Annotated in this window: 16 protein-coding genes and 1 tRNA gene; 4 read left to right on the top strand and 13 right to left on the bottom strand. The window is 47.6% G+C overall.

The genetic code is table 11. The features are described 5' to 3' along the window. Positions 1 to 11: 11 nt before the first annotated feature. The 5 genes from L9P87_RS14360 to L9P87_RS14340 all read right to left on the bottom strand — a co-directional run bounded on the left by L9P87_RS14360 (position 12) and on the right by L9P87_RS14340 (position 6,372). Positions 12 to 2,873 carry a molybdopterin-dependent oxidoreductase gene (locus L9P87_RS14360; RefSeq protein WP_237445435.1) on the bottom strand — a complete coding sequence of 954 codons (2,862 nt, stop codon included), beginning with the start codon at positions 2,871 to 2,873 and terminating at the stop codon, positions 12 to 14. Between the two features lie 298 nt (positions 2,874 to 3,171). Beyond that, positions 3,172 to 3,750, bottom strand: a complete 579-nt coding sequence (locus L9P87_RS14355) for a TorD/DmsD family molecular chaperone (protein WP_237445482.1) — start codon at positions 3,748 to 3,750, stop codon at positions 3,172 to 3,174. Between the two features lie 25 nt (positions 3,751 to 3,775). After that, a complete protein-coding gene (locus L9P87_RS14350; protein WP_237445434.1) occupies positions 3,776 to 5,419 on the bottom strand; it encodes a 4Fe-4S binding protein in 1,644 nt (547 codons plus the stop codon). Further along, a complete protein-coding gene (locus L9P87_RS14345; protein ID WP_237445433.1) occupies positions 5,394 to 5,933 on the bottom strand; it encodes a DUF3306 domain-containing protein in 540 nt (179 codons plus the stop codon). The genes L9P87_RS14350 and L9P87_RS14345 overlap by 26 nt, the downstream gene beginning before the upstream one ends. Next, positions 5,923 to 6,372, bottom strand: a complete 450-nt coding sequence (locus tag L9P87_RS14340; RefSeq protein WP_237445432.1) for a DUF3305 domain-containing protein — start codon at positions 6,370 to 6,372, stop codon at positions 5,923 to 5,925. Before L9P87_RS14340 ends, L9P87_RS14345 begins: the two co-directional genes overlap by 11 nt. 153 nt (positions 6,373 to 6,525) lie before the next feature. Here L9P87_RS14340 and L9P87_RS14335 point away from each other — a divergent pair, with 153 nt between their 5' ends. Next, positions 6,526 to 7,368 carry a formate dehydrogenase accessory sulfurtransferase FdhD gene (locus tag L9P87_RS14335; protein WP_237445431.1) on the top strand — a complete coding sequence of 281 codons (843 nt, stop codon included), beginning with the start codon at positions 6,526 to 6,528 and terminating at the stop codon, positions 7,366 to 7,368. Here L9P87_RS14335 and mobA read toward each other — a convergent pair. From mobA to L9P87_RS14310, 5 genes are all read right to left on the bottom strand, one after another. Then, positions 7,353 to 8,519, bottom strand: coding sequence for a molybdenum cofactor guanylyltransferase MobA (gene mobA / locus L9P87_RS14330; RefSeq protein WP_237445430.1), 1,167 nt, complete (start codon positions 8,517 to 8,519; stop codon positions 7,353 to 7,355). The genes L9P87_RS14335 and mobA overlap by 16 nt on opposite strands. Then, positions 8,512 to 9,174: an ABC transporter ATP-binding protein gene (locus L9P87_RS14325; RefSeq protein ID WP_237445429.1), complete on the bottom strand. Its 663-nt coding sequence runs from the start codon at positions 9,172 to 9,174 to the stop codon at positions 8,512 to 8,514. The genes mobA and L9P87_RS14325 overlap by 8 nt, the downstream gene beginning before the upstream one ends. Next, complete coding sequence (locus L9P87_RS14320) at positions 9,158 to 9,877, bottom strand: ABC transporter permease (RefSeq protein ID WP_237445428.1); 720 nt, start codon at positions 9,875 to 9,877, stop codon at positions 9,158 to 9,160. The genes L9P87_RS14325 and L9P87_RS14320 overlap by 17 nt, the downstream gene beginning before the upstream one ends. Next, a complete protein-coding gene (locus tag L9P87_RS14315) occupies positions 9,870 to 10,724 on the bottom strand; it encodes an ABC transporter substrate-binding protein (protein WP_237445427.1) in 855 nt (284 codons plus the stop codon). Before L9P87_RS14315 ends, L9P87_RS14320 begins: the two co-directional genes overlap by 8 nt. A gap of 144 nt (positions 10,725 to 10,868) precedes the next feature. Then, on the bottom strand, positions 10,869 to 11,654 hold the full coding sequence (locus L9P87_RS14310; protein WP_237445426.1) for a 4'-phosphopantetheinyl transferase family protein: 786 nt from the start codon (positions 11,652 to 11,654) through the stop codon (positions 10,869 to 10,871). Between the two features lie 268 nt (positions 11,655 to 11,922). Here L9P87_RS14310 and hemG point away from each other — a divergent pair, with 268 nt between their 5' ends. Then, entirely contained in the window at positions 11,923 to 12,471 is a 549-nt protein-coding gene (gene hemG / locus L9P87_RS14305) for a menaquinone-dependent protoporphyrinogen IX dehydrogenase (RefSeq protein ID WP_237445425.1), read from the top strand. A gap of 239 nt (positions 12,472 to 12,710) precedes the next feature. Here the strand turns inward: hemG and L9P87_RS14300 are convergent. Further along, a tRNA-Ala gene (locus L9P87_RS14300) sits at positions 12,711 to 12,786 on the bottom strand. 344 nt (positions 12,787 to 13,130) lie between these two features. On the opposite strand from L9P87_RS14300, the gene L9P87_RS14295 reads away from it, so the two are divergent. Then, positions 13,131 to 13,544 (top strand): DUF3305 domain-containing protein, encoded by a 414-nt coding sequence (locus L9P87_RS14295; protein WP_237445424.1) that lies wholly within the window; start codon positions 13,131 to 13,133, stop codon positions 13,542 to 13,544. Then, positions 13,541 to 13,855: a hypothetical protein gene (locus tag L9P87_RS14290; protein ID WP_237445423.1), complete on the top strand. Its 315-nt coding sequence runs from the start codon at positions 13,541 to 13,543 to the stop codon at positions 13,853 to 13,855. The genes L9P87_RS14295 and L9P87_RS14290 overlap by 4 nt, the downstream gene beginning before the upstream one ends. Here the strand turns inward: L9P87_RS14290 and L9P87_RS14285 are convergent. Both L9P87_RS14285 and L9P87_RS14280 read right to left on the bottom strand, forming a co-directional pair. Continuing rightward, complete coding sequence (locus L9P87_RS14285) at positions 13,852 to 14,406, bottom strand: sugar O-acetyltransferase (protein ID WP_237445422.1); 555 nt, start codon at positions 14,404 to 14,406, stop codon at positions 13,852 to 13,854. The two genes, L9P87_RS14290 and L9P87_RS14285, sit on opposite strands and share 4 nt — an antisense overlap. Before the next feature lie 107 nt (positions 14,407 to 14,513). Continuing rightward, positions 14,514 to 15,557: a GMP reductase gene (locus L9P87_RS14280; RefSeq protein WP_237445421.1), complete on the bottom strand. Its 1,044-nt coding sequence runs from the start codon at positions 15,555 to 15,557 to the stop codon at positions 14,514 to 14,516. Between the last annotated feature and the right edge of the window lie 93 nt (positions 15,558 to 15,650).

Here is a 15,650-nt window from a genome sequence, read left to right as displayed (position 1 = left end):
TGCTTTCTTCCTTAGGCGGTCACTTTCGTCATTTTACAAATCGACACTTTGGTTTCTTGAATATTTGTCACAGGGTCATAACCATAGGTCCAAAGTTGGTCTGCTGCACCACCTGAAACGTAAGGCTTGGTTCCCTCTGGATAGCGGTCAGTAATATCTTTACCTTCATAGTGACCCGCAAAGTGATAAGGGATACCGATAACACCGCGAACAATTCTTGGCGTCGACATCACCTTGGCCTGTATCTTATTACCTTCAGGGGATTCCAACCAAACCATATCATCGTGTTGAACACCATAGTCATTACAATCCGCGGGGTTAACCTCGACAAACATCTCTTGCTGTAATTCAGCAAGCCAAGATATTGATCGTGTTTCCTCACCACCACCCTCGTATTCAACCAAACGGAAACTGGTAATAATCAAGGGAAATTCGGCACTGTGATCCTGCTGTTGAATCGACTTATAGAGTGTCGGTAAACGAAAAATATACTCAAAGTCATCGTGTGTTTCGTACTTGGGTAGCAAATCACGACGAACGGTATATAGCGGTTCACGATGAATCGGGATGTGGTCGGGGAAGGTCCAAACATTACAACGGGCCTTTGCATTACCAAAGGGCGCACAGCCATGCTTTATCGCCACACGCTGTATGCCACCGGACAAATCAGTCTTCCAATTTTTATTTTCAGCCGCTGTTTTCTCTTTCACCGTCAGGTCATCCCACCAACCCAATTGCTGTAACATCGCCGCCGAGAATTCCGGGTAGCCATCTTGTATATCGGAGCCCTTGGGATAAGAACCCTCTGCTAATAAATTAGTGCCTTCATGCTCAATACCAAAGCGCGCTCTAAAACATAGGCCGCCTTCCGAGACGGGGATGCTGGTATTATACAAAATAGGCGTGCCCGGATGATTCATCTCCGGTGTTCCCCAGCAAGGCCAAGGCAGGCCATAATAATCGCCATCAATAGGCCCACCCTCAGCCTTAAGCGTATCAAAATTGAAGGTATGCCAATTTTTCTGATGTTTCTTTAAGCGCTCCGGGCTTGAACCTGTATAGCCAATGGTCCAGCAGCCTTTATTGATCTCACGGGTGATGTCCTCGACCAACGGCTCCTCGCCATTAACCTGTATATGCTTGGTTAACTGCTCACCAATACCTAGTTTCTTAGCCAGTAAATACATAATGGTATGGTCGGGCTTTGATTCAAACAGTGGTTCTATAACTTTTTCCCGCCACTGTATCGACCGATTAGAGGCCGTAACCGAGCCATAGGTTTCAAATTGTGTCGCCGCGGGCAATAGATAGATACCGTCCTTGCGATCACCTAAAATAGACGTGGATGATGGGTGAGGATCAACGATCACCATAAAATCCAAAGCGTCGAGCGCTTTCTTCGTATGCTCGCCACGGGTAATAGTGTTCACTGACTGTCCCCAGTACAGGACGCCACGCACATTACCTTTTTGGCTCAGCTTTGCAGGCTCTTCAAGCACCGCGTCAGGCCAGCGTGAACAGGGAATGCCAGTAGTATTCATAGGGTACCCCTGACCATATTTTGTCTGGTCGAAACGCCCTTTTATCCAGTCTAAATCGACACCCCAAACACCCGACCAATGTTTCCAAGCTCCTTCGCTCAAGCCATAATAGGCCGGCAGCGTATTGGACAAGCATCCCATGTCGGTAGCCCCTTGAACATTATCGTGACCACGGAATATATTGGCGCCACCGCCGGGCTGCCCAATGTTCCCCAAGGCTAACTCTAGAATACAATATGCTCGGGTATTACCATTGCCGACCGTATGCTGGGTTCCTCCCATCGCCCAGCAAACCATGCCCGGCTTATTGTGCGCCAAGGTATGCGCCGCTTTATACATCGTCTCTTTATCAATGCCGCTGATTTTCTCAACTTCTTCTGGCGTGTATTGCTTGACCACCTCCATGACCTGGTCCATGGCGTATACTCGCTGCTTGATATACTCCTTGTCCTCCCAGCCGTTTTCGAAAATATGCCACAGTAAACCCCAGATAACGGCAATATCGGTGCCTGGGCGCATCTGGCCAAAGATATGAGCATGTGCAGCCGTTCGCGTATAACGAGGATCAAATACGATTAATTTCGATCCGCGCTCCTTACCAATGAGTATGTGTTGCATACCGACGGGGTGCGCTTCGGCAGGGTTGGAACCAATAAACAACACCGATTTAGCATTATGCATATCGTTAAAGCTATTAGTCATCGCACCGTAGCCCCATGTGTTCGCCACACCGGCTACTGTTGTTGAGTGGCATATCCTCGCTGAATGGTCGGTATTGTTAGTCCCCCATAACGAGGCTAACTTTCGATAAAAATAAGCTTGTTCATTGCTAAATTTAGCGGAGCCAATCCACATAATGCCATCGGGACCCTGCTCCTCTCTCACCTTTAACATCTTATCGCCGATATCATTCAGCGCCTCATCCCAGCTCATTCGCTGCCATTTACCAGCAACTAATTTCATCGGGTATTTGACGCGTTTATCACCGCTGCCATGATCGCGCAGTGCCGCGCCTTTTGCGCAGTGTCCACCAGCGTTGAATGGGTGATCGAAAGCAGGCTCTTGTTTCGTCCACACCCCTTGCTGTACTTCGGCATAAACACCACAGCCATGAGAGCAGTGTGAACATATTGTGCGTTTAACTGTTTTCGGCGCACTAATATCGACGGCTGTTTCTTCCGCCTTGACCTTGCCGATTGCTAGACCAGAGAAAATACTTGCAGCAGATATACCACCCGCAGTCATCCCTGCCCCTTTAATGAAATGCCGACGATTAAGCCCTAATACAGACTTTTTAACCGCAGATTGATCACCTATTTTTTTGAGCTGCATAATATTTTCTCAGCGCTTGAGTGTCTGGTAATAGTTTTTTACATGCTCAGTATCATCTGACTGAGATAACTTTTTCGGCTCTTGCCTCGCTGCAGCCGAATTTGCTGGTAGCTCTGCTGCGGCACCAGCTGCAGCTGCGGCGCCACCTATCAGTAACGACGACTTTAAGAAACCTCTTCGGCTTTTTTTAAGCGTTTGCTCTTTCGACATATTGTCACCTTTATCAAAGGATTTTCAGCGATACTCATTAATATTTTTTTAATACTGATAATAATTTAGACACTCTATGGTGCTTTACCTACTTATTTTTTAATCCAAAATAGTATATCGACTCGACTTCTAAGAACTTTACTAATAAATTGGCAAACGCACGATAAAATAATGACTGGCTGTTGCGGGATAAATCGCTGCAAAAGCGTTGCACCCATGAGTGTATATAACCATCCATAATCATTTTTGCCGATTCATTATCCTGTACGGAGATCAAGTACTGCATCACGTTTAACAAATAGCCCAAATGATCTTCTGGCTCACTTTCTTGCTCCGGTGTAGCAACACCGATAGATAATAATGCTGTTCGCAAGCCGACCAGTGCCTGGGAAAACATCGTGCCGTTTACATACCAAGAAGCATAGGGCGTTAAAACACCACCGGACATACCCACAAACAAACGGTGAAACTCCTCTGATTCTGACTCTACATCAGCCATTTTTGCCGCCTTTGCCAGCTGTTCCCAACTATTCTTCAGTGGGGACTCACTGACATCTGTCGCCAACGCTGCCAACCAGTCAAATTGCTGCCGGGTCATTGGCGTCCTTAATCCGGCGGCCAATATGGCATAAATATCAGCACGCGCTAACTGCTCATCCGCAACCATTGCCAAACACCTCCTTCATCATTAGTTATAATTTTAATTGGTCCAGGGGGTTTTCAATCAACTCAGGATAGATATCCCTCACTTTACAGTCGCCGCACATTCTGAGCCGCTGCAACGCGTCGCCGGTAAAAAAACTATTATTGGCCAATGCCTTTTCCATTTTTGATATCACAGATTCTGTGGCAAAGGGTTTGTCACAGCGAATACAGTGAATTGGGGCCTCTTGTTTCAGTACAATAGTCTGCTGACGCAGGGCGGATGCGGGCTGAAATCGAGGATCAAGAGTTAACACATGCTCTGGGCAATTTTTCTCGCATAAACCACACTGGATGCAATCCGCCTCTGTAAACAGTAGTTGAGGAGCCTGTGGATTTGCCGCCATTGCCCCTGTTGGGCAGACCGTCACGCAGGCATGGCATAGCGTGCAGTTATCCCCATCACAAAGTACCTGGCCAAAGGGCTGACCCTGACTAAATGACACTATCTCGCCGACCTCGACTTCAAGTTGTTTTAATGATGTATTAATCAAGTGTCGTTTGGCCAAGTCTTGCATTAACAGCGGCTGATAGATCGTATGGGGGACAACTAAGAGCTGCGCATCTTGAACCAGGGAGACACGTTCCCTAGGCTGACCTATCGCCGAAAGCAGTGTTTGACAGGTGTTTAGCTGCTCTGTCAACACGCCCCGGCTGGCCTGAGGAAGCTCTTCATCAACAATAACAATCTGCCGATAACCGCTGGCAAGTGCCGCCAGCCAACTATCGAGGCCAATACTAACAACCTCTTCAATATATTGAATAACAACGGGTTGCGAGGGGGCAAATGCTGCCAAATCGGGCTGCTCTGATGAAGAACAGGAGGTGATTACCAAAACTGGGGGCTCGACAACAGTGCCATCCTCATCACAACAGCCTTCAAGACTTTGCCCCCACTGACCCCGCAACATATGACCACTGGGGTATCCGAAGCTGATAGCCCCCGTCGGACACTGGGACGTACAGGCTCCCTGACCGTGGCACAGATACGGGTCGGTAACGACTTGCTGGTCAACAACCCCTATCGCATCGGCAGCACAAGCGTCTAAGCAGCGTGTGCAGCCTATACTGCCCGCTTTTTGGTAACCACAAAGCTCTTCGTTGACGCGGAAATACAGTGGTTTAGAAAAAACACCTTCCTGTTCAGCAACAGTCTCAGATAACGCAGTAATTGCCTCATCGGCAATTTTCCCCTGCTCATTGGCAGGCAAGTAATGATAGCCCGGAGGCAACAACTCAACGCCTTCAAAAACTGAGTTTCGGCCAGTATCAACCACGATGTCAAAACTCGTTGCAGCCGCTGATACAGAGATCTGAGCAAAGTTCATCATACCTTCTGGGGTATTTACCTCGGCGACAAATTCACCGAGATAACCCGTCAAACGGGTTAACTCAAGACGAAAGACTTTGTGTTGCTGCAGGATTTTATCTGCACCCTCTATATACTCTTCATCATCGCAACTAATTTTGTCAGTCACCAAGATAGTTGGAGGCCTGATCAGAGCGTCGGCAATATAGGCACAGCTATCCTCTGCACCGATGACTAAGACACTGCCGGCCGAATGATAGTCAACCTGCGGTGCCACAAGGTTCAGCGGGGGCTGTAACTCAACTATGATCTGATGACTCTCCATCGGTAAACTCCCTGTCATTATTATTTTTTTTCTTCGTTTGGGCGACGTGATCTACGTCTGCGATAGCTTGCTCTCCACCGTTTTTCTTTTCGTCATCTTCAATCTCGCTGAGAAACTCCTCGCTCTTTTTGTTGACCCAGCTTTTCATCTGAGCGACAAATTCTGGCGAAATTTTCGGCATAACAGAGAAGTCATCATCATAATCGTCAAGTCTATCACGCTGCTGAAAACAGGAAGCCCGAAACAGTTTTTTCATCGCGGCCTGTTTCAGCTCATTATCACAGTCCGTTTTCAAGTAGCTGGATAATTGCTGCTCGGACTCACTGTCAGCAATACGCTGTAAATGCTGCTCTGTCGAAACTGTCTCATCAACAGGTTCAACAGGCTCAACAAACTCCGCAGCAACCGCCTCACCCTCTGCTGCAGAGGGTTCAACAACCCCCTCGTCAACAAATGCATCATCCTGGTGTGACGCTAACTTTTTTTTGGACCAACGGCTAAGTCTACTTGTCATTCATCATGCGCTCTTTGTTGCTGTTTTTTCCACGCTCGCGATTAAAACGACTTTTTTTCTTCTTCGGCATTTCACCCTCGCCTTCAATCTCGAGATAATCTTCCAGCCAGGCAATCATCGGCGCAGGCATGGGAATATCCAGCATTAAATGATCTTCAACATCAAGGTAATCCGCCGCAAATGTTTGCGTCACACTGGCGCCAACAACCTGCATTAATTCATTACTACGTTGCTGGCATAACAAAAATAAGCGAGGTTGTTCCGACCTTAAGTTGAATCGGTAGTCTAGACGTTCGGTAATCATTAAATACACTGCCAACGAGTTTTCTGTCCCCCGCTCTAACAGCCGCAACTCTTCTACATACCACTGCTTTTGGCGCCACTGCTTGATATCGACCCAGCGAAAGACCAAGTCAATTTCCAGGGGCCAACAACTCATCGTTTTGCTCGGGTAATTAATGCCGCTGTTTATACGCTTCGATTTTTCAGTCATGATAATAAATATAGACTAATATTAGAGAGTTACTGCATTTGCCAGCGAATTAACCACGCCGGCAGCCAACCAACGATGAAACACTGAAAGATACCCGCTATGAAGACCCTGGAAATCAATCAAAAATATCGCTGCCTACTAAAGGAAACGACGGTTATTGATGAAAGAGGGGAGCTACGACAGCTGTCCGTTGCCGGCGAAAACCCGCTGACGATTTATCTCAATAAACGAGAAATAGTCACGATTATGACGCTGGGAAGCCAAGCCATCCCCTTGGTTCTTGGCTACTTACGTAATCAGCAATTTATCCGCCAATACAGCGATGTCATCAGCCTTCAAATTGACTGGGAAGTGAACGCCGCCGTTGTTAACACTCGCAATGAAGCCGATAACATTGCAGAAAAGCTGAATAGCCGAACCGTTACTTCTGGTTGTGGACAAGGCACTATTTACGGTAATTTACTCGAGCAAATCGAAGGCGTTCAATTCCCCGAGATGACAATTAGTCAATCGGAGATATACCAACTCAGTCAGCTTTTAAGCCGGGTAAATACCACCTATCGCTCAGCCGGTGCGGTTCACGGCTGCGCCATATGCTCACGCAACGAGATCATTGCCTTTAACGAAGATGTCGGCCGCCACAACGCCGTCGACACCCTGGCCGGTTTAATGTGGATAGACGATATCAGCTGTGATGAAAAGATTTTCTATACCACTGGCAGGCTGACTTCTGAGATGGTGATGAAGGTCGCTCAAATCGGCATCCCCATTTTGCTGTCACGCTCTGGCGTCACAGAAATGGGTTTATCACTGGCACAAAAACTTAATATCACTCTGATTGCGAGAGCAAAAGGGCGACACTTTCTCATCTTTAACGGCAAAGAACGAGTCGTACTGGATTTAATCGATCAAGATGCCAGCATCAATCATACCTCTGCATAAGCGGCTACATAGTAGATTATAAATGCTGCGATAGCCTCTGTATCATTCAAGTCCAGCGCCATTACCGTCGCTGGTTTTTCATCACAATTGCTATCGGCAGCCAATGCTAATACCGCGCTGTCGCCGCTGCAAATCAATGGCTTTTCACAGCTTTCTCGATGCAACTCTAATTTTGCAAAAGGCTCTTTTTTAAACCCTTCAACCATTATTAAGTCAATGTTAGCGCAATCAATAAACGTCAAGAGCTCGGCAAGCTCTCGATCTTTTTCCTCTAGATTCTCGACCATCAGTGCCACCCGCCGTGCCGAGGAAAGCAATACCTGCTGGGCGCCAGCTTGGCGAATGTTGTAACTGTCTTTTCCTGGCTTATCAACATCAAAGAGATGGTGGGCGTGCTTTATCACCGCTACATTTAAGCCACCCTGACGCAACAACGGTAACAATTTAGTTAATAGGGTCGTCTTGCCAGTACCACTAAAGGCAGCAACACCCAAAATTGCCGTACGACACACCGCAGCATCAACCGGCACCCGGCCCCGCAATAACTGATAATTCAACGCTTTTGCTTTTTTCGCCACCAACGCAGCCTCAAATTCCTGTAAATTTTCTGCCGTGTTGATATTCGCCGTGAAATACTTATCTATCTCAACCGATGAGTTTTTATGTTGAAAATACCATTTTACAATCTTTCTATCGCCATCCTCTAATGCCTGTAACAAACTATCGAGTAACGTAGTTTTTATCAACGCCAATACTGGAAATTTGAACTGACTATCGCGAGCGAAAATAATATCACTTTCACTATTATCCCGTTCATTGATCAACTGCTTTATACACTGCCGATTAATCCTCGGGGCATCACAGGGAACAATCAACGTCCACGGTTTCTCTGAGTAGTGTAAAGCAGTGGCAATACCCATTAATGGGCCATGAAAACCTTGCTTTAGATCTGAATAAACCGGAAAACCAAAGCGGCTATATGCTTGCTGATTCCTATTGGCGATAAAATACAGAGACGAATAGTCCACCGCCAACTCTGCCAGCAGATATTCTACCAATGGCTTGCCAGCCAACGTCAGCAAGCCCTTATCATTGCCGCCCAACCGACTGGACTCGCCCCCCGCCAGAATAGCCACCGCAATATCACCCATAGGTCTGCGCCTCAACACTGGTAGGTAATTCGTAAAGGCTGCCATTCTTAATGGTAATTTCTCGACTGTTGCCAAACGTCACCGCATCCGCTTGATGGGAACAACTAATAATACAGCAGCCATCATCAACCATCTGCTGCAGCAAGCCATTGATCATTCCTAGCTTTTGCTGATCAAGATGCACCAGTGTTTCATCAAGCAACAAAAACAGCGGTTTCTTCAACCAGGCCCTCGCTAAGGCTAACCGTTGTTGCTGGCCTGCCGAGAGTTTTTTTACATGCCAGTGCTGTATATCATCCAAAGAAAATAATGACAGAGCTTGTTTTAATGCTACCGGGTGACTACTTCTGCTAAACAGCTTCAGATTTTTTATAACGGACATATCAAACAAGTAGGGGGTTGGGTGAAGATATACTATCCGCTCTTGTCGTTGTTTAGCGCTCAATACATTGCCCTGCTGATCTTTCAAATTTAGTCGGCCAGAGGATGGGCTTAATAAACCCGCCAACAGACGCATCAGCGTTGTTTTTCCGCTACCGTTCTCCCCCTTAAGCCATACAATCTCACCACTGCTAAAAACGCAATGGTTGACATTGATCAGTTGCTTGCTGTCATAGCCAAATTGAATGCCATCTAACTTAAGCTCTGCCTTCATAATGCCCTCCAGGTCTCTGACCATCTAATGATGACATCACGAAATTCAAGCATAGGGCCATGGTCAGCATGACGATACCTAACGCGACACCTTGGGCGAAGTTTCCTTTGGCTGTTTCCAATGCGATGGCCGTGGGAATATTGCGTGTAACATAGAGAATATTCCCTCCGACCATCATTGAGCACCCGACCTCCGTAATAATTCTAGCCAATGCGGTCACCAAGGCCGTTACTAAACTTAGTCGGCACTCCCAAGCCATTAACAACAACCGGCTCCAGCGCCCCATACCTAGTGTGATAGCGGTCTCCATTGCCTTGTTTTGCAAACTAAAAAAGCCACTAAATGCCAGCGTCACCAGAATCGGAAATGCCAACAACACCTGAGCTATAATCATCGCCTTGGTGGTAAACAGTAACTCTAAATGCCCAAAGAAGCCCTGACGCGACAATGCCAAGTACAATATCAACCCTATAACCACTGTCGGAAAAGACTGTAGCGTCCGCATCACTAACAGCATTGTTTTGCGGGGAAAGCCCCTCGCCCACACCATGGTGTAAGCCAGAAAAATAGCGGGGACTAAGGCAATCAGCAAGGCGGTTAACGATACCTTTAATGAAACCGCGACTATTCCCCATAGTTCACTATCGGCTTGCAATAGTAACCCCAATGCAGAGACCAGTAACTGGTCGTAATCATTACTCACAATGCATCCGTTGCTGTTTATTCGCTGGGCAGAATAGCCACAATCCATCGGCAGAGAATTGCCCAATCTTTTTTTGCACCGTGTCAGATAGCAGCCATTGCGAGAAGGTCTCGGCCGCCTCAAAATTGAGGTGAGAATATCCCTCTGGATTAAGCATTAAAATCCTATACGGATTATACAGCGATGTTCCCGCGGCGGAAAAAGCTTGTAAATTATCTAGTTGGTGACGATGGGCCAGCCAACTACCTCTGTCGGTCAAGGTATATGCCGATAACTCATTCGCCATACGAAGCGAGGCCGACATCCCTTGGCCAGCGGATAAATACCCCGACCAATCTGGCGTTATCATTATCTTTCGCCATAACGACACCTCTTTCATATGCGTACCAGAGTTATCGCCACGAGAGATAAACATTTGCTTGCTGTTGGCTATTTGGCTGAGGGCTTTATCGATCGATGTTATCGCCATAATATTAGCCTGGTCACCAATAGGCCCAACGAGCAAGAAGCGATTATGCATTAACGGATAAGCTGTAATAACCACACCATCATCAATCAATTTTTGTTCAGCCGAGGGCGAGTGGGTAATCAATAGGTCTGCATCACCCCGGCGACCGATGGCCAACGCCTGTCCCGTGCCAACAGCCAGTACCTCAACTTGAATACCTGTCTGACGCTGAAAATCCGGTAATAAATGACTGAGTAGCTCTGATGACTCCACACTGGTTGTGGTTGCCAGGCGCAATACTGTGCCTTGTGTTGCCGTTTCCAACGCAACACTCACTTGGGCCAACAGGCCTGTGAACATTAAAAAGGCGGTAATCAGCAGCCGCAGGCGCCTGTACATAACGTGTCCAATAATCGATTATTTTTAGTTATAACAGCGTAGTTAATCATACCCTGATAGGCAAACCGATAATGAAAAAATAGATTGTTGAAACAATACCTTGTAACCAAATCCCGTCTCAGCGCAACACCTTTGCCGTCGCCGTCAAAGTACCACCTCTTGATAAGATTCAAGCGGTACAGCATCGAAACACCGCAGCAGTCTGGGCTGATAATCATTTGATGAGGGGCCGATGACTGTGATCGCGGCGGTGAATGCCTCGCTGGGAAATATCAACCAGCTCTGCTGCCATTGATGCTCGGGTTTCTGAGCCGTAACAGCCGCCATGTCAACATTACAATTAACGTGCTGGTTTTCTGACTCCGCTATGGTGAATGAAATACTATCCAGTCCCATCGACAAGCCCTGTCCACAGGCTTTGACATAGGATTCTTTTAATGTCCATAAATCAAAAAAACGACGACGTTGAAGCGGTTCCGGCAAACGGAACAATGCCGCCTGCTCTTGTGGAGAAAAATATTTCTCGGCGATGGCCTGCAGGCTATTTTTACGTGCCAACCACTCGACATCACAACCAACGGCTTGCCCCACCGTCACCGCACAGACAATCATGCCGGCGGTATGGCTAACATTAAAAGATAGCCGACGCCCTAGGTAATAAGCAGGGTAATCGATATGGGGCTTGCCCTCTGCTGTACTGGAAAAACACCAGCCTTCCTCAGGGGTTTGCTCATATTGACTTAACACGTAGCGGACTAAAACCCGTGTAATCAGGCCATCGTGCTGTTGTCGCTGGTTGTGATACCCCTTAATGCGCTGCTCTTCATCGGCACTGACAATAGTCCAATAGCGCTGCAATAATGCTTGACTGATTATCGACTCTGGCTTTACCCACCACAAATGAATATCGTTTGCTGTCAAACTGAGCAATGTTTCGCGTCCTATAATCGTCCAAATATGGCACTCTTAATTTCACTACCGCCTCATCGCAAGAGTAATCCGTTAGCACGCCACCCTCACGAATAACAGACTATATCAACGGACCACCACATTACAAAGACCTCTATTGCCAGGCCACGGGTAAAAGATTGTTTATCGGTTTGATTTACTCGGCGTATACCCTGGATAAAAGCGCATAGATATTGAAATCGCCGGCCTGACAGGTAATATCGACACACTATTTTTCGCTGTGAATATAATGACAAACACTCTGCTTATATACGCATCCTGTGATGGACATACCAAAGCCATAGCCGCATTCGTTGAGCGAATTTTTTCTCAGCAAGATACGTCCTGCCAGTGTGTCAGCCTGACAGCAATAGACGACATAAACCTCACTGATTTTAACTGTATTATACTCGGCGCCAGCATTCGCTATGGCACCCATGGCAAGGCCGTCGAGCAATTTGTTCGGCGAAATTTAAATCTGTTAAACAAGACCAAATCCGTGTTTTTTTCTGTCAATCTGGTCGCCAGAAAAGCCAACAAAAATACCATTGAAAGCAACCCTTACGCGAGAAAGTTACTACAACAAAGCGGCTGGCAACCACTACTTGCCAATGTCTTTGCCGGCAAACTCAATTATCCCGACTGTGGTTTTTTTGACCGTCACTTCATTCGCCTAATCATGAAGTTAACCGGTGGCCCCACTGACCCAAATAGCACTACCGACTTCACTGACTGGCAGGCTGTCGATAATTTCGCCCGAGATGTCATAGAGCTCGTAACACAAGAAAACACACGCTGACATCAAATCCGGACCAATGAGCTCTCTCAACGGCAAGGTGGTTCGTCAGCACAGCTAACCCAGGGCTTTGTTCGGCTGGCCTTGAGCCTGCCCGACGACTGTAAAACCCGTGTTCAATGACAACTTATCGCCAATCGCCACCGAAATGTCCCCCAAATACAAATTTCAGGCATAAAAAAACCGCCCTAAGGCGGTTTCTTCATCAAGCTACAAGCATTGTAAGCCGTGGCTTGAAGTATTGGTGGAGCCTAGCGGGATCGAACCGCTGACCTCAACACTGCCAGTGTTGCGCTCTCCCAGCTGAGCTAAGGCCCCATAAGCAAGAATGTTTCCCTTTGCTTGGTGCGGCATTTTAGGGATTTGGCAGCCAGAGTCAACCACTTTTTTAGTAGTTGTTGAAAAAGAAGCTAAACAATTGTCTTTTGGTCAAAAAACACTCACCCGACAAGTATCAAATAACACAAAACAGCGAGTCTGGCGGTAGCAGGTACTCACCGTGAAAAGCCGATGCTGGCAACAAATAACTGGCCTCCATTCTGTTCCGTGATGCTTATCGTTAATTTGTATAACAGCCCGCTAAGTATGCTTCTATTCTTGTTACACAAAGAACGATTTACTCTCTTAAATCGTCGTAAAAAATACGCTGGTAGGCTATTACTATGCTTAAACTCCAAGACAGTTGCCGCGATTTCGAGATCGAATTCGAGCAGTGCATCAACCTCTCAAACCAACCCAATGCCGACTGGCAAATAAGCCATATCAGCAAGCACAACAGTACCGATAAACGTGAACACACCTTGGCGCTATCGCTCTACAACAGCGAGAGGGAGTCTTACAGCCAAAATTTATTGAGTCAAACACCTCAGTTATTCGTGCTCTGCCACCGACAGCGCAATGACTGCCGTGCCCAGCTGATCACCGCCGACAAGGCAACAGCAGCGCAATTTATGGACGGCAAACACACGCTACTCAGCCACCCAATGCCCGTCAGTATTCAGCACTGGATAGGCTGCTTTCTGCAGGAGTGTCCGCAGACAATTATGGCTAATGGCAACGAGGGTTTTAGCCAATGAGGTTCTTCGCTAGGATTATCGCCCGATTATCAGCTATGCGCTTCGGCGCCAACACAAAACATTGCCCACCTTCGTTACAGAATGAGCAACCCCTCTGCACCGACAATGACACCAGTAATCGACACAACAAGATTATTTTTCGCGCCACTGTTGAACAAAGCGCAGACGGGGAAGCCCGGCTGAATTCAGGCAAATTGCAAGCCGACCTCGAATGCATCCCCAACCACCAATTCAGCGATACTGAATTAATGCAGCGCAGCGAGCGTATCGTCAGCGATCTCATCAAGCAGCTGCAGCGCAACAGTCACTAAACAAGACTTTTCACCACCCGTGCGGGTGCCCCTACGCAGAGGGTATTGGCTGGCAAATCGCCGAGCACCACGCTCCCTGCCCCCACGACCACGCCGCTGCCAATAGTCACGCCTGCAGTGACAGTGACATTGGCCGCCAGCCATACATCATCGCCAATAGTAATCGCCTTTGCCTGCTCAATACCACTTCGACGCTGCTCGGCCGATAACGGATGATTAACCGTGGTAATAACCACATTGGGGCCGAACATGCAGTGCTGACCGACAACCACCTTGGCGGCGTCGAGAATAGTGCAATGGTGGTTGGCGAAGAAGTGCTTGCCGAGGTGTATATTAAAGCCGTAGTCGCAGTGAAATGGCGGCTCTATATCGGCTCGGGATTCCACCTGCAGCAACTGTTGGATTATCGCCTTGCGCTCACTGTTAGCCTCCGGGGATAACTGACCAAAGCGATGGCACTGGTGCTTGGCCTGTAAACGCAGTTTTTGCAGCTTTTTATCATTCGGGTTATACCACTCACCGGATAGCATTTTCTGTTTCTCAGTGGCCATGATGTCCTCTCCTGTGTCTCGATTAGGCCCTGACAGCCACCCATAAAAAAAGCGAGACTATCACTAGCCTCGCTTTGATCATAAACAATTTACGTTGAGTAAATCACTTATTCCATGCCAAAGACCCGGTTTTCTTGCTCCAGCACACGAATAAACGTCGTCCGTTTAGACAGCTCTTTCAAACGGGAGGCACCAACATAGGTGCAGGTAGAACGGACACCGCCGAGAATGTCGCTGACAGTATTATTCACCGGGCCGCGGTAGGCGACTTCAACCGTCTTACCCTCTGAGGCACGATAGCCGGCAACACCACCGGAGTGCTTATCCATTGCCGTGGTGGAAGACATGCCGTAAAACTGCTTGTACTGTTTACCGTCACGCTCTACAACCTGGCCGCCAGACTCGTCATGGCCGGCCAACATACCGCCGAGCATAACAAAATCTGCACCGCCGCCAAACGCCTTTGAGACATCACCAGCCATTGAACAGCCACCGTCACCGACAACTAAGCCACCGACACCGTGGGCGGCATCGGCACACTCAATAATGGCCGATAACTGGGGGTAACCGACGCCTGTCTTAACCCGAGTGGTACAGACAGAGCCGGGGCCAATACCCACCTTTACAATGTCGGCACCGGATAGAATCAATTCTTCAGTCATTTCACCTGTCACCACATTACCGGCGACAATAGTCTTGGTAGGATATTTGGCGCGCATCTTACGCAGGAAACCGACAAAATGCTCCGAATAGCCGTTGGCTACATCGATACAGATAAACTTCAGCTCTGGGTGACGGGCAAAAATCTCTTCTGCCTTACTGAAGTCTGCCTCGCCGGTACCGGTAGACACCATGACCCGCTCAACAATATCTTCATCCTGTGACTTGATGAAGTCACTCCACTCATCAACAGTGTAGTGTTTGTGAACAGCGGTTAAAATTTTGTGCTTAGCCAGAGCGGCAGCCATTTCGAAGGTGCCCACGGTATCCATATTGGCAGCAATAATTGGGACGCCTGTCCACTCTTGGCCGCTGTTAACCATGGTAAAGGTACGTTCAACACTGACTTGTGAACGACTTTTTAGCTTTGAACGCTTGGGGCGAATAAGAACATCTTTAAAGCCCAATTTGATCTCTGTTTCGACGTGCATAGAACCAATCTCTAATTTACTGTGCGAATTAAATTACTATAGACGGTACAAGCATCTTTGGTCTAAGTCAGAACAGATATGGCTGACGCAGTG

It is taken from the genome of Sinobacterium norvegicum (genome assembly GCF_923077115.1).
In the GTDB taxonomy this organism is placed as follows: Bacteria; Pseudomonadota; Gammaproteobacteria; order Pseudomonadales; family Sinobacteriaceae; genus Sinobacterium; species Sinobacterium norvegicum.
The sequence above is the reverse complement of the archived record's forward strand: the minus strand, read 5'-3'. Positions and strand labels throughout refer to the sequence as shown.

What these genes read in the sequence shown, in the direction of transcription:
- L9P87_RS14350 (WP_237445434.1), bottom strand. Translation starts at nt 5,419, where the DNA reads ATGGAGAGTCATCAGATCATAGTTGAGTTACAGCCCCCGCTGAACCTT.
- L9P87_RS14285 (WP_237445422.1), bottom strand. Translation starts at nt 14,406, where the DNA reads ATGGCCACTGAGAAACAGAAAATGCTATCCGGTGAGTGGTATAACCCG.
- mobA (WP_237445430.1), bottom strand. Translation starts at nt 8,519, where the DNA reads ATGGGTGATATTGCGGTGGCTATTCTGGCGGGGGGCGAGTCCAGTCGG.
- L9P87_RS14360 (WP_237445435.1), bottom strand. Translation starts at nt 2,873, where the DNA reads ATGCAGCTCAAAAAAATAGGTGATCAATCTGCGGTTAAAAAGTCTGTA.
- L9P87_RS14345 (WP_237445433.1), bottom strand. Translation starts at nt 5,933, where the DNA reads ATGACAAGTAGACTTAGCCGTTGGTCCAAAAAAAAGTTAGCGTCACAC.
- L9P87_RS14290 (WP_237445423.1), top strand. Translation starts at nt 13,541, where the DNA reads ATGAGGTTCTTCGCTAGGATTATCGCCCGATTATCAGCTATGCGCTTC.
- L9P87_RS14325 (WP_237445429.1), bottom strand. Translation starts at nt 9,174, where the DNA reads ATGAAGGCAGAGCTTAAGTTAGATGGCATTCAATTTGGCTATGACAGC.
- L9P87_RS14340 (WP_237445432.1), bottom strand. Translation starts at nt 6,372, where the DNA reads ATGAGTTGTTGGCCCCTGGAAATTGACTTGGTCTTTCGCTGGGTCGAT.
- L9P87_RS14315 (WP_237445427.1), bottom strand. Translation starts at nt 10,724, where the DNA reads ATGTACAGGCGCCTGCGGCTGCTGATTACCGCCTTTTTAATGTTCACA.
- L9P87_RS14280 (WP_237445421.1), bottom strand. Translation starts at nt 15,557, where the DNA reads ATGCACGTCGAAACAGAGATCAAATTGGGCTTTAAAGATGTTCTTATT.
- L9P87_RS14355 (WP_237445482.1), bottom strand. Translation starts at nt 3,750, where the DNA reads ATGGTTGCGGATGAGCAGTTAGCGCGTGCTGATATTTATGCCATATTG.
- hemG (WP_237445425.1), top strand. Translation starts at nt 11,923, where the DNA reads ATGACAAACACTCTGCTTATATACGCATCCTGTGATGGACATACCAAA.
- L9P87_RS14335 (WP_237445431.1), top strand. Translation starts at nt 6,526, where the DNA reads ATGAAGACCCTGGAAATCAATCAAAAATATCGCTGCCTACTAAAGGAA.
- L9P87_RS14295 (WP_237445424.1), top strand. Translation starts at nt 13,131, where the DNA reads ATGCTTAAACTCCAAGACAGTTGCCGCGATTTCGAGATCGAATTCGAG.